Origin of the sequence: Sphingomonas sp. (assembly GCF_003248515.1) — a bacterium.
Classification (GTDB): Bacteria; Pseudomonadota; Alphaproteobacteria; order Sphingomonadales; family Sphingomonadaceae; genus Sphingomonas_I.
In genome coordinates this window covers 15003-28591 of record NZ_QFOB01000009.1, presented here as the reverse complement: position 1 = coordinate 28591, position 13589 = coordinate 15003, and the positions used below count along the sequence as shown (strand labels likewise).

At 62.8% G+C, this 13589-nt stretch carries 10 protein-coding genes; 6 read left to right on the top strand and 4 right to left on the bottom strand.

Annotated features, from left to right (window positions below; genetic code table 11):
- The first annotated feature begins 19 nt into the window (after nt 1-19).
- Both DI605_RS14660 and DI605_RS14655 read left to right on the top strand, forming a co-directional pair.
- Nucleotides 20-1351 carry an MFS transporter gene (locus DI605_RS14660; RefSeq protein WP_293975370.1) on the top strand — a complete coding sequence of 444 codons (1332 nt, stop codon included), beginning with the start codon at nt 20-22 and terminating at the stop codon, nt 1349-1351.
- Entirely contained in the window at nt 1351-2508 is a 1158-nt protein-coding gene (locus DI605_RS14655) for a glycoside hydrolase family 68 protein (protein WP_293975367.1), read from the top strand. Before DI605_RS14660 ends, DI605_RS14655 begins: the two co-directional genes overlap by 1 nt.
- Here the strand turns inward: DI605_RS14655 and DI605_RS14650 are convergent.
- The 3 genes from DI605_RS14650 to DI605_RS14640 all read right to left on the bottom strand — a co-directional run bounded on the left by DI605_RS14650 (nt 2500) and on the right by DI605_RS14640 (nt 7620).
- Complete coding sequence (locus DI605_RS14650) at nt 2500-3540, bottom strand: LacI family DNA-binding transcriptional regulator (RefSeq protein ID WP_293975365.1); 1041 nt, start codon at nt 3538-3540, stop codon at nt 2500-2502. The genes DI605_RS14655 and DI605_RS14650 overlap by 9 nt on opposite strands.
- A gap of 285 nt (nt 3541-3825) precedes the next feature.
- Complete coding sequence (locus tag DI605_RS14645) at nt 3826-4884, bottom strand: PAS domain S-box protein (RefSeq protein ID WP_293975363.1); 1059 nt, start codon at nt 4882-4884, stop codon at nt 3826-3828.
- Nucleotides 4885-5505: 621 nt separating this feature from the next.
- Nucleotides 5506-7620 carry a TonB-dependent siderophore receptor gene (locus tag DI605_RS14640; protein ID WP_293975361.1) on the bottom strand — a complete coding sequence of 705 codons (2115 nt, stop codon included), beginning with the start codon at nt 7618-7620 and terminating at the stop codon, nt 5506-5508.
- Nucleotides 7621-7792: 172 nt separating this feature from the next.
- On the opposite strand from DI605_RS14640, the gene DI605_RS14635 reads away from it, so the two are divergent.
- Genes DI605_RS14635 through fabI form a run of 4 tightly spaced genes read left to right on the top strand, consistent with a single transcriptional unit; the run spans nt 7793 to nt 12942 of the window.
- Nucleotides 7793-9556 carry an alpha/beta fold hydrolase gene (locus DI605_RS14635; protein WP_293975359.1) on the top strand — a complete coding sequence of 588 codons (1764 nt, stop codon included), beginning with the start codon at nt 7793-7795 and terminating at the stop codon, nt 9554-9556.
- 1 nt (nt 9557) lies between these two features.
- On the top strand, nt 9558-10979 hold the full coding sequence (locus DI605_RS14630; RefSeq protein WP_293975358.1) for a bifunctional enoyl-CoA hydratase/phosphate acetyltransferase: 1422 nt from the start codon (nt 9558-9560) through the stop codon (nt 10977-10979).
- A complete protein-coding gene (locus DI605_RS14625) occupies nt 10976-12172 on the top strand; it encodes an acetate/propionate family kinase (protein WP_293975357.1) in 1197 nt (398 codons plus the stop codon). The genes DI605_RS14630 and DI605_RS14625 overlap by 4 nt, the downstream gene beginning before the upstream one ends.
- Nucleotides 12169-12942 carry an enoyl-ACP reductase FabI gene (gene fabI / locus DI605_RS14620; protein WP_293975356.1) on the top strand — a complete coding sequence of 258 codons (774 nt, stop codon included), beginning with the start codon at nt 12169-12171 and terminating at the stop codon, nt 12940-12942. The genes DI605_RS14625 and fabI overlap by 4 nt, the downstream gene beginning before the upstream one ends.
- 25 nt (nt 12943-12967) lie before the next feature.
- Here the strand turns inward: fabI and DI605_RS14615 are convergent, their stop codons facing one another.
- Nucleotides 12968-13393: a hypothetical protein gene (locus tag DI605_RS14615; RefSeq protein WP_293975355.1), complete on the bottom strand. Its 426-nt coding sequence runs from the start codon at nt 13391-13393 to the stop codon at nt 12968-12970.
- Nucleotides 13394-13589 lie beyond the last annotated feature (196 nt).

Here is a 13589-nt window from a genome sequence, read left to right as displayed (position 1 = left end):
ATCAACGAGAGGAAGCGCTATGCATCAGACCAATAGGCCAACACTGAGTTTTTGGCGCATCCTTCAGATGAATGTCGGCTTCTTCGGCCTTCAATTCAGCTTCGGGCTTCAGCAAGCGAACATGGCGCCGATCTATCGCTATCTGGGGGCGGACGAGGCAACCTTACCTTTGCTATGGCTGGCCGGCCCCGCGACCGGCCTTCTCGTCCAACCGCTTGTCGGAGCGCTGAGCGATCGCACCACAAGCCGGCTTGGACGCCGGACGCCATACTTTCTGGCAGGCGCCTTGCTTTGCAGCTTATGCCTGTTCGCCATGCCCTACAGCGGCGCGCTGTGGATCGCCGCCTCGCTCCTATGGATATTGGATGCAGCCAATAACGTCACGATGGAACCTTATCGTGCCTATGTCGGCGACCGACTTTCAGACGATCAGCGCCCGCTTGGTTATCTGACGCAGAGTGCCTTCACCGGCCTTGCCCAGACCTTGGCTTATGCCTCGCCATCATTCCTGGTCTGGGCGGGCATGAGCCCCGACATGGTGGACGCGAATCATATTCCGGTGATCACGCGGATTGCGTTCCTGGCCGGCGCCGTCATATCGCTCGCCGGCATCCTCTGGTCGGTTTTCAGCGTCCCGGAACTGCCGCTCACGGCCACGGAACTCGCCCGGATACGGGCGCATCGCCCCTCACCACGCCAGACACTGGCCGACCTGACCGCTGCAGTTCGCGAAATGCCACGGCCGATGCGACAACTGGCGCCCGCCATGCTGTTTCAATGGTTTGCCATGTTCGGTTATTGGCAGTTCATCGCATCCGCGCTGGCGCGTTCGCTGTATGGCACATCCGATGCCCACTCGAGCGGGTTTCACGCGGCAGCGCTGATCTCGGGGGAGATTGGCGCAACCTATAATTTGATCGCCTTCATCGCCGCGTTCTTCCTGGTGCCGTTCACTCGCAAAGTTGGTGCGCGGTTGGTCCATGCGGTCTGTCTCATCGCGTCCGGAGCAGCGATGGCCAGCATAGCCCACATCGATAGCCAGAGCGGCCTGATGGTGGCGATGCTGGGGATCGGCCTTGGATGGGCCAGCTTGATGGGCAGTCCCTACATCATGCTCGCTGACGCGATCCCACCCGAACGCAACGGCATCTATATGGGTATCTTCAATATGTTCATCGTCATTCCCATGCTCATCGAAACCCTGCTTCTCCCGATAATCTATCAGCCACTCTTGCAAGGCGATCCGCGCAATGTGCTGACAATGTGCGGGGTGCTCATGCTGCTTGCCGCCATCGCAACCCTGTGCGTCGCGAGCACCGTGCACGATACCAAGCGTGCGGAGCGCGCCTGATGGAGATGTTGAGCGGCATTGGCGAGCCGGCCCATTGGGCAGCGGAAGACATTTCGCGTGGCCTCGAACAGGGGCAGAGCCGCCCTGGGCTGATTGGGGCAGCGGATATTGTCCCGCTCGTCTCGGATCGCGATCTCTGGGATATGTGGCAGCTCCAGCGAGAAGATGGCGCCACCGCGGTCCTTGACGGGCGCAGCTACTGGTTCTTTCTTGCGGCGCCGCGTTATCCGGACCCAAATCAGCGCCATGATGTCGCCCGCATCCGCCTGCTCAGCCACGGCGATGAAGGTTGGCGGGATCATGGTGACGCCCTGCCCGATGCGTTCACACCGGGATCGCGCGAATGGTCCGGATCGGCCACGCTTGCTTCAGACGACGAAACCGTAACGCTCTATTTCACCGCGTCGGGGCGGCGTGAGGGCGGTCCTCGGTTCGAGCAGCGTCTGTTCGCAACAGAAGGGCGGCTCAGGAGAGCGACGGGCTTTGTCAAGATCGAGGAATGGACCACGCCTAATGAATTGTTCGCGGCCGATGGAACAGTCTACGCCGCAGCCCGCGAAGATCAGCCTACGAATGGAATGATTCTCGGCTTCCGCGATCCCGGCTATTTCCGCGATCCTGCTGACGGGTGTGAATATATTCTGTTCTCGGGTTCTGCTGCGTGGACAACAGACATTTATGACGGCGTGATCGGCATCGCACAGCGTCAGGGAGATCGGTGGATGCTCCTCCCGCCATTGGTGGAAGCCATTGGCGTCTCCAAGGAACTGGAGCGAGCGCACATGATCGCGCGCAACGGCCTCTATTATCTTTTCTGGTCGACGTCCGCCGCCAGGTTCGCGCCCGGCATAAGAGGCCAGACCGGCCTATATGGCATGGTCGCCAATAGGATCGCGGGACCTTGGACGCCGCTTAATGATACGAGTCTGGTCGCCGCGAATCCGCCGGAGGAGCCGGCCCAGGCCTATTGCTGGTGGGTTACCGCTGAGCTTGATGTCATAAGTTTCGTTGACCAATGGGGCATGCAAGGTCGAAATTTAAGCGAACACCCTCACCTGCTACGCAAACAGTTCGGGGGTACGGTCGCCCCGATCTTCCGTCTGCACCTTGCTGGAAGCCGGGCAACGATAGTTCCGGAGGCTTCGATGTCAGCTTGAATCCCTGACGACCAGCTTTGGGGGAAGCTCCAGCGATGGCGTGTCTTCATCGGCTATGCGCCGAAACAGAGCATCAACCATCGCGCGCGCGCCGCGCACGATGTCCTGGCGAATGGTCGACAGGCGCGGAACCGTCTGTTCCGCGAGCGGAAGATCGTCGTAGCCGATGACGCGTACGCGAGCTGGGACATCGATGGCACGGTCAGCCAGTACCCGGATGGCATTCATCGCCAGCAGATCGGTGGCGGCAACGATCCCGTCGATGTCCTGCGCCATCTCACCGATCCGCCGTGCGACCTCGCGCCCCATGATATCGGAGGCCAGGTGCGCCTTGAGTTGAATCGGAGCGGCCAGGCCGTAGGCGGCGGCTGCGGCGCATGCACCGTCATAGCGCGCGCGAATCTCGGGCGCGCGAATCTCGCCCAGAAAGGCAAGCCGCTTCGCGCCCCTTTCGATGAGATGGCCGGCTGCAAGTTTGCCACCTGCAAGATTATCGGTTCCTACCGCGCAATGGCTCATTCCAGGCAAGACCGCGCCCCACGCGACGAGCGGTCGGTAACGCTGCGCAACCCGCTCAATTGCATCCATCTGGTCCGATTGGCCGATCAACAGGACACCATCAAGCATCCCGGAATCGACGATCCGCTCCAGCCAGTCATGCGTATCGGGTATGACCCGCGACAGCATGATGTCGTGGCCATTCTCCGTCAGCGCGTCCGCAAGCGCGCCGAGCATCGCCATGAAGAACGGGTCGGACAGATGCTGACGCTTTTCGTGGCCGAGCGGAACAACTACTCCAATGACACCGGTCCGCTGCATCCGCAGACGGCTGGCCATTTGGTTCGGACGAAAATCATACTCGCGTGCGAGCGCCAGAATGTGTTCGCGGGTGCGTTCCTTCACGAGGGGGCTACCCGATAGCGCGCGCGATACCGTCCCGGATGTCACGCCGGCGATTTTGGCAAGTTCGGCGATAGTGCGAACACGAACCGGCTTTTCCGTCATGCCTGCGGGATCACATTGTTGTTTCATCAGATGTTCATAGCCCTGCGGGCGAGGGCAACAAGACTCATTGAAAGCAATGCAGCCGATAGGTCCGTATGAAGCGACCTATGGCCGAGCTCCAGTGGCGCTTGCCCGCATCTGCACTATTCGCGAAATGATAGTGCAAGATTCAATCGCCCGCCCCGCCATGGCGACCGGCTATGAGGGCAAGCCTGTTTCGAGCGCGAGCAACTCGGCACATTTTCGCTCAGCGGTTGAGGTCACCACAATCCCTCCCTCGCGGTTGACGTGTCCGGCCACATGTACGCTCGCTCAGCGAGCAAGTTTCTCTAGAGGGACGCTCAATCTGATATCCAGGCCTCGATCAAGCCAAGTCCGATTGATCGTGGCATTCAGACTCGCGAGGCTGGCTTTCTCCAACCGGCTGCCGAACCCTTCGGATAACGTGTGTCCGACATGTCGGGGTGCGCCGCTTTCGAGCCAGTCCATCACCATCATGGTTTCATTGGCCGCGATAGAAATCGACAATCGGCCGTCGGGCCCGGCCAGACCGCCATATTTGGTCGCATTGGTGGCCAACTCGTGGAGGACCAACGCAATAGTCGGCAACGCATTGGCGCCAATGAGAGCATCGTCACCTGCGATTGTGAAACGCGCCGTCCCTCGACCGTCATGCGCGGCGAGGATCGCTCGCAACAGCGCGGCGAGCGACGTCTCCTGGTCAATTGTCTCTCCCGAAACGTCCGGCAAAGTGAGCGCATGGGCGCGAGCCAGCGCGCCTATGCGCGCGGTCAGGTCTTCTTGCAGAGCCTCGACATCCTTCGCTTCACGCGCGCTGAGCGACACGAGGGCGCTGGTCAACGCAAAGAGGTTCTTGACGCGATGGTTCATTTCCCTGAGCAGCAATGCCTGACGCTCGGCGGCGCGTTTGGCGGGCGTGATATCCCGCGCGATCTTTGAGGCGCCAAGAATCCTACCACTCGCATCCTTGACCGGTGAAACTGTCAGCGCGATATCGACTAGGCTTCCATCCTTGCGGCGACGGACCGTTTCGAAATGATCGATCCGCTCGCCAGCACGCAATTTACGGATGATTGTCTCTTCCTCGTGCCGTCGTTCCTCGGGAATGATGATCGTGATCGGGCGTCCGACCGCTTCGATGGCGGGAAAGCCGAACAGCTTTTCCGCGCCGGCATTCCAACTCATGATGACGCCATCGAGCGTCTTGGAAAGAATAGCATCGTCGCTGTTATCGACGATCGCTGCCAGCCACGCGCTCGCTTCAAACGCCTCGCGGCGGCTACTGGCTTCGCGCACTTCGCTTTCCGCAAGACTTGCCTTTAGGTCCATATTGCGCGGCTCATCCTTCATCTGGCGCGTTTCCCTGCCCAGCGTTAGCGATTTGGTCACCGCTCAACGCAATCCAGACCGCGAGCACGGCACCTTACCGATAGGAAAATTGAAGCCGATTCACAATCGCGACACGCAGTTAACTGGGTTTGCAACGGCTCGGCTCCAGCGTGGCCGCGTCGAGCCCGGATTTAGACGGAAACGGTAAAGCACCACGCTTGTCGTGCTTTTCCATCGTGGATGAATGGGAGAGAAAGACCTTCCGTCCAAAGATCGCGTGGGCAGCACGATAGTGAAGCTTGGTATGCCCTGCTGCCGCAAATCTAGCCCTACAGACCAGCAGACGCGCGCACCGTATCCCGACAAGATCGGAGTTACCATCAACCGATAGAGCTATTCCGATTTCGTGGAGCATATGGGCGCGCCGGTCCGGCTTCGGACAGGCATTTGCGGGAGCATCAGCGGCGGACGATTTAAGGCGGGATTCGCTTCGCTCAGTATCCTGATGCCGGCGAACATCTGATCTATCTTGCTTCCCCACGGGGCCGAAGGCGTGGTTTCATAAAAGCAACATCGAGAACGCCTTTTCAATGCTCGTTGAAGGCTCCGAACCTGAGCAACGGCGAGTAACGCGCCAGTCATTCAGTAGCTGGCTCGCAGCGTCAGCAGGACGTTGCGCGGTTCGCCATAGAAATTATAGGTGTTGATCGAGCCGACGCGCTGATAATAGATTTTGTCGAACACATTGTTGACCGACACGAAGGCTCGAAGCTTTTCGTTGAAGCGCCAACCGAGTTGCGCACCCGCCACCGCGAAGGCACTCTGCTCGCGCACCCCTGCGACGCCTCCGCCGAGGACGCCACTCTGACCGTTGAGGCTGGCCGCCACGAACGCCCCGCCCAAGGCCGACGGCTCATAGCGGGCGTAGAACTTATACTGGTGGCGCGGCGTGTATATATCGAAGACCGCGCCCGTCTGGGCGGCGGTACCCACCTCATATTCGGTTTTGACGTTGGTGTAGCTCGCGACGAGGTCCAGACCCTGAAACGGCCTGCCCGTCACCTCGAACTCGAAGCCCTGGATTTTCACCACGCCCGCCTGGACGAAGAAGCCGGGATTGGCTGTGTCGGCCAGCGCGCGGTTCTTGTCCTTGCTTCGGAAGGCCGCGGCGCTGGCGTTCAAATGACCGTCGAGGAAGCGCCCCTTAAGGCCCGCCTCATATTGTTGGCCGACGCGCGGGTCGAGCACCGTGCCATCCGCCCGTAGCGAGGTCTGCGGGTTGAAGATATCGGAGTAGCTGCCGTAGAGCGTGACATTGTCGGTCAGATAGAGGACCGCGCCCAGGCTCGGCGTGAACTGGCCCCGCTCGCGCGCGCCGACGATGAAATCGGTCCGCACGGACGGCGGGATGCCGCGCGTCTTGTTGGTATAGTCGCTGATGCGGCCGCCTGCGACGATGGTGAAGCCCTTGAAAGGATGCAAGCGCAACTGCGCATGAAAGCCGCTCTGCTGCAGATCAGTCTCGCTGCCGGAGGTGTAAACCAGCGGCGCGACCGGAATCGCGTCGGGATTGAAGATGGAATATCTTCCCACGGATGTCTGGGTGCGGGCGAGGAAGGAGGTCGTCCGCTTGTCCCAGCTATAGCCGATCGCCAGTTCATGCTCGCGCCCGAACAGCGTGAAAGGGCCGGTCGCATAGGCGTCCACCGCCGTCTTGCCATTCTCTCCGCTGCTGCGCCGATTCACATATTCCGCTGTCAGCGTCACCGGTTCGACACCGGTGCCCGGCCGAATGAACGCGTCCTCCCACGCGCGCGGGATGTCGCGATGGAGCGCGCGCACGACCAGCGACCAGTCGCCGAGACGCTGCTTCACCTCGCCGGCATATTCGACCGTGGTCTCCGTAAACAGGTTCCAGTTGGGCAGATGCTGGAAGCTGCGTGGAAAGTTCAGGAACTGGTCGGTCTTCGGGTCCCGCGTCCCGTTGGCCAGCAGGCCGAACGCCGGCTGACCGCTCATCGGCGTGTTCGCCCTGGTATCCTGATAGCTCAATGAGCCCCCGAGCGTGGTCGTTGGGGTCAGGTCATAGTCGATGGCCGCATAGGTGGTGATCTTGCGCGTATGCGACTTTTCCTGGAAGAAGTCGCGATCATGGAGCGCGCCGACCGCGCGTACGCGCAGGCGGCCTGCCGCATCCACCGGGCCGCCGATGTCGAACTCGCCGCGATAATTGTTCCATGATCCGGCGGACAGCGCTCCCGAGATCGCGACCTTGTCCTGGCCACGCTTGCGGATCAGGTTGATGGTGCCGCCGGGCGATCCCGACCCGCGGAACAGCCCTGTGGGTCCGCGCTGCACCTCGAGGCGCTCATAGATTACCAGGTCGAATTCCGGCACGCCGGAGGAGAAGGTCGATGGCACGCCGTCATAGGCATAGTCTAGCACGAAGCCGCGCGCGCGATAGTCGGGATTGGTGCCGTCGAACGGCATGACGGTCACGCCGGCGACCGTCTGCACCGCCTCGCCGATCGTGAACAGGTTCCGGTCCTCTATCTGCTCGCGCGTGACTACGCTCACCGATTGCGGGATTTCGATCAATGACGCGGGGCTTTTGCCGGCGACCGCCGCTTGCTGCGGCGCATAGCTGTCGTCCGCAGCTATGCCCGTCACGACGATATCAGAGCGGCGGCGTTCCTCTTCCTCCTCATTGGCAAATGCAGGCTGCGCGCAAAGCGGCATGCCGATCAGCAATCCCACGCGTAACGATCTCGCAAGCAACACCATTCCCCCAGACACGAATCGAGATATGATATATCATCTTGCTATCGGGTTCATGTGGCTGCTGCAAGCGCGGGGGGCTCTACAGGATATTACGTAGTGCGGCACGAAGCCCTGGGCGGCATGCCCTTGCTGACCCCCAGGAGCAGATATGACACGCATTGGCTCTTCGCATGCCGCCGATCACGATCCGTTGGAGGGGGTCACCCAGACCCTCGATCGCACGGCTGCGGCTTTCGTATCGCAGCTGACGTCAGGGCTGTCCCCCGTCACGATGACGCTGGCCTATCTGGACTGGATTGCACATCTCGCCATATCGCCCGGTAAACAGGTCCAGCTTTCCACCAAGGCGATGCGCAAGGTTGGGCGGATCGCGAATTATGCCATACGACGTGCGGGCGACGCGGAGGCTGCTCCGGCGATCGAGCCTTTGCCCCAGGACCGTCGCTTCGCCGATCCCGCCTGGACCAGGCAGCCTTTCGACCTGATTGCGCAGGCCTTCCTGCTGAACCAGCAATGGTGGCATGCCGCCACGACCGGGATCGGCGGCGTCTCGCAGCATCATGAGGACATGGTCAGTTTCGCGGCGCGGCAGTTGCTCGACGTCTTTGCCCCGACCAATTTTCTCGCCACCAACCCGGTGCTTCAGCGCAAGATCGTCGAGACCGGCGGACAATGCCTTGTCGAGGGCGCGCGCCACTGGTGGGAGGACGCCCAGCGTCTGGGCCGGGGCGAGCCGCCTGTCGGCTCCGAGCAGTTTGTTGTTGGCGAGACGGTGGCAGCAACGCCCGGCAAGGTGGTTTACCGCAATGATCTGATCGAACTTATCCAATATTCACCGACGACGGAGACCGTCCATCCCGAACCGATCCTGATCGTGCCGGCCTGGATCATGAAATATTACATTCTCGACCTCTCGCCGGACAATTCCCTGGTGCGCTGGCTCGTTGGCGAGGGCCACACGGTGTTCATGATTTCCTGGCACAATCCGGGCAGCGCGGATCGCGATCTCGACATGGATGACTATCGGCGCCTGGGCCCCTTGGCCGCGCTGGACGCCATTCAGGCGATCACCGGTTCGGACAAGGTCCATGGACTCGGATATTGCCTCGGCGGCACATTGCTCGCCATCACGGCGGCGGCGATGGCGCGCGACAAGGATGAGCGCCTGGCGACGCTCACGCTGCTCGCCGCGCAGACCGAGTTCAGCGAACCGGGTGAGCTCGGCCTCTTCATCGACGAAGCCCAGCTCAACCTGCTCGAGAATATGATGTGGAGCCGCGGCACTCTCGATAGCGGCCAGATGGGCGGCGCCTTCCAGATATTGCGGTCCAATGACCTTATCTGGTCACGAATCCTCGCCACCTATCTCATGGGTGAGCGCGAAGAGATGTCGGACCTGATGGCATGGAATGCGGACGGAACGCGCATGCCTTATGCGATGCACAGCCAGTATCTGCGCCAGCTTTTCCTCGGAGACGACCTGGCGGAAGGACGGTTCAAGGTCGAAGGCCGCGCGATCACATTGTCGGCGCTGCGCCAGCCGATGTTCGTCGTGGGCACCGAACGCGACCATGTCGCCCCCTGGCGTTCGGTCCACAAGATCCATTGGCTCACCAGCGCGGCAATCCGCTTCGTGCTGACCAGCGGCGGCCATAATGCCGGTATCGTCTCCGAGCCCGGCCATGCGCATCGGCAGTTTCATGTCGCGACGCGCCCCCTCGACGGCCCCGCGCTCGATCCGGACGACTGGCTCGAACAGGCAGAGACGAAGGATAGCTCCTGGTGGCTCGAATGGGGCCGCTGGCTCGCCGAACATTCGAGCGAGCGCATCGCGCCACCGAGCATGGGACAAGCGGACGGCGCGTACCGGCCGCTCTGCGACGCGCCCGGCCATTATGTGATGGAGCGCTGAGATGAGCGGCCCCGAGATGATCGAGAACCGGACCTTCGACGAGATCGCGGTGGGCGACAGTGCCAGCGTCACGCGCGTGCTTGGTGAGCGCGACATCCAGCTCTTCGCGCTGGTCTCGGGCGACGTCAATCCGGCGCATCTCGACGCCGAATTCGCCGCCGGCGACCTGTTCGGCCGCGTGATCGCGCACGGCCTGTGGGGCGGCGGTCTCATATCGGCGGTGCTCGGCACCGAGCTACCGGGCCCGGGGACGATCTATCTCGGCCAGAGCCTGCGCTTCCGCCGTCCGGTCGCCCTTGGCGACACGATCACCGCGACCGTCACGGCAAAGGAGAAGCGCCGCGAGCATCAGGTCATCCTGTTCGACTGCCGCTGCGTCAATCAGAAGGGTGAGGATGTCATCACCGGCGAGGCCGAGGTCCGCGCGCCGACCGAGAAGGTGCGCCGGCCGCGCGCCGCCCTCCCCGACGTCCAGATTGCCGACCATGACGGCTATCGCAAGCTCATCGAGCGGACGGCCGACGGCGAGCCGGTGCCGACCGCCATCGTCCATCCCTGCAGCCCGGCCGCCATCACGGCCGCCGTCAATGCGGCCGAGGCCGGTCTCATCGTTCCGCTGCTCGTGGGACCACAGGCGCGCATCCGCGCCGCGGCCGCCGAAGCCGGCAAGGATATTTCCGCTTTCCAGGTCATCGACACGCCCCACAGCCATGCCGCGGCCGCCCGCGCAGTCGAGCTGGTACAATCCGGGGAAGCGCGGATGCTCATGAAGGGCTCGCTGCATACCGACGAGCTGATGGGCGCCGTCGTGCCATCCGCGACCGGCCTGCGCACCGAACGCCGGATCAGCCATGCCTATGTGATGGACGTGCCCGGCCACCCGGCGCCGCTCATCATCACCGACGCAGCGATCAACATCGAGCCGAACCTGGAGGACAAGGCGGACATCATCCGCAACGCCATCGACCTTGCCCATGTGATCGGCATCGAGGCGCCCAAGGTCGCGATTCTGTCCGCCATTGAGACCGTGAACCCGGCCATCCGCTCGACCCTGGACGCCGCCGCGCTCTGCAAGATGGCCGATCGGGGGCAGATCGTCGGCGGTGTGCTCGACGGTCCCCTCGCCTTCGACAACGCGATCAGCGAAGCGGCGGCAAAGGAGAAGGGCATCGTATCGCCCGTTGCCGGCCGAGCCGAGATCCTCGTGGTGCCCAATCTCGAGGCCGGCAATATGCTCGCCAAGCAACTGACGTTCCTCGGCGGCGCCGATGCCGCCGGCGTGGTGCTTGGCGCGCGCGTGCCGATCATCCTTACCAGCCGGGCGGATTCGCTTCGGACCAGCCTTGCGTCCTGCGCGGTCGCCGTGCTTCTCGCGCGCGCCGCGCCCAAGGCAGCGCCCGGTCCGCTGGTGCGGCCGACATGAAGGCGATCGTCACGCTCAACGCGGGCTCGTCCAGTATCAAGTTCGCTTTGTATGAGCTTTTGGGGGACAATCTCCGCTTCGATGCCGGCGGAAAGATCGAGGAGATCGGCACGGCACCGCGCCTTCGGGCCCGCAATGCCGAGGGCGATATCATTCTTGAGCGCGACTGGCTGCACGATGGCGGCATTTCACACGAGCATCTGCTCGAGGATCTGTTCGCCTGGGCCGCCACGCAGCTCGGCGACCGCGAGATCGTGGCGATCGGCCACCGCATCGTTCATGGCGGGCAGAATTTCGCCGCGCCGCGCCTCATCGACGACGCCCTGCTCGAAGCGCTCGACGCGCTGATCCCCCTCGCGCCGCTCCACCAGCCCCACAACCTCGCCGCGGTCCGCGCACTGCGCGCACTCGCGCCGGATCTGCCGCAGATCGCCTGCTTCGACACCGCCTTCCATCACGATCTTTCCCCTCTTGCCACTCGCCTCCCTTTGCCCCGCGCCTTTCACGATCAGGGCGTGCGGCGCTACGGCTTTCATGGCCTGTCCTATGAGCATATCGCCGGGCGCCTGAGAGAGGCCGATCCCGGGCGCGCCGGCGGCCGCGTCATCGCGGCGCATCTCGGCAATGGCGCCAGCATGTGCGCAATGCGCGAGGGCAAAAGCGTCGACACGACCATGGGATTCACCGCGCTCGACGGGCTGATGATGGGCACGCGCTCGGGCGCGCTCGATCCCGGCGTCGTTCTCCATCTGCAGACACAAGTGGGGATGTCGGCGCAGGAGGTGGAGGCGCTGCTCTACAAGAAGTCCGGCCTGCTTGGGGTATCCGGACTATCCAGCGACATGCGCACGCTCCATGCAAGCGAGGCACCCGAGGCAGCCGAAGCGATCGACCTGTTCGTGCGGCAGGCGACCCGTCAGGCGGCGGCGCTGATCCCGGCGCTGGGCGGTCTCGACGGGATCGTGTTCACAGCCGGCATCGGCGAGAATGATCCGGTGATCCGGGCGCGGATATGCGAGAACCTGTCATGGTTGGGATGTGGGCTGGATGCTGAGGCCAATGCGCGCAATGCCGGCGTCATCAGTGCGGAACAGAGCCGCGTGGTCGTCCGGGTCATTCCCACGGATGAGGAAGCCGTGATCGCGCATCATGTCGTCGATCTGATCAAAGCCGAGGGGAGCGCTTTTTCATGAAACCGCTGGTGGATCTTTCAGGGAAACGTGGACTGGTCGTCGGCATCGCCAATGAGAGCAGTATCGCAGCCGGCTGCGCCGAAGCCTTTTCCCGTTGCGGTGCACGGCTGGCGGCAACCTATCTCAACGAAAAATCCAGGACCTATGTCGAACCGGTCGCGAGCGCGCTCGGCGTGGAATGGCTGGCCCCTTGCGACGTCCGGCAGCCAGGAGAGCTTGAGGCTCTGTTCGAGCGAGTGAAGCAGGAATGGGGCGGCCTCGATTTCCTGCTGCACTCGATCGCCTTTGCGCCGCGCGAGGATTTGCACGGCCGCGTGGTCGATTCATCGGCGGAAGGCTTCGCGCTGGCGATGGACGTCTCGTGCCACAGCTTCCTGCGCATGGCGAAGCTCGCAGAACCCTTGATGGTCGATGGCGGTTGCCTGCTCTGCGTCACTTTCTACGGCTCAGAACGCGTGGTCGAGAATTATAACCTCATGGGACCCGTCAAAGCCGCGTTGGAGAGCGCCACGCGCTATGTGGCAGCCGAACTGGGCTCCAAAGGCATCCGCGCCCATGCGATCTCACCGGGACCGATCGCAACCCGCGCGGCCAGTGGCATCGACCGGTTCGACGAACTGCTCGAGCGCGCCGCCGCAACGGCACCGGCCGGACAGCTGGTCGACATCGAGGATGTAGGCGCGCTGGCCGCCTTCCTCGTGAGCGATGCTGCCCGCCGTATCACCGGCACCATCATCCCGGTGGACAGCGGACAGCATTTGATGGCGTGACCCGCGCGCGCCAACGGGAGCCTGTTCAGCTCTTCGTAGGTGCTGCGCCTTTGTCGTCTGCCGGAGCCGGGGTGACCGAACGCGCCAGAGCCAGCCACGGCTTGAACAGCGTCTCGACCGGGAGCGTGGGTTCGACAGTCAGCGCCTCGGACCAGCTCTTGCGCCAGTCGCCGACCGCTGCTTCGATCTCCTGCGCGGTCGTGGTGCGGACGGCCTCGACCTCGGCCAGCATGTCCTGCCAGTGCCCGTTGACGCTGTTTACCGATCCCGTCTTTTCGGCTGACAGGCCGTTGGCAAGCGCGAGGCGGGTCTCCTCACTGATTTCGGAGGCGCCTTTGGTGCCCAGCTCGATCAGCTTCTGGCCGCTCTCACGCCAGGTCTCGGCGAGCTTGAGGCCGAGACGGATGTTGGCCTGAGCCAGGGCGACGACATTTTCGAGGGGCTGTGCCATGGTCTTCTCCTGATATGGCGTGTCCTTTCAGACGGAACGCCGCGAAACTGACCGCCGTGGGTCGTGCCAGCCATCGTGGATTATACGTAGGCGCGTTTTCCGCACGGAACCGTCGCGTGCCATCGGGCGCGGGCAACGCAGTTGCACAGGATTTTTGTCCGATCGCTTCTGGTTCGTGATTTTTCCTGCCGATGGT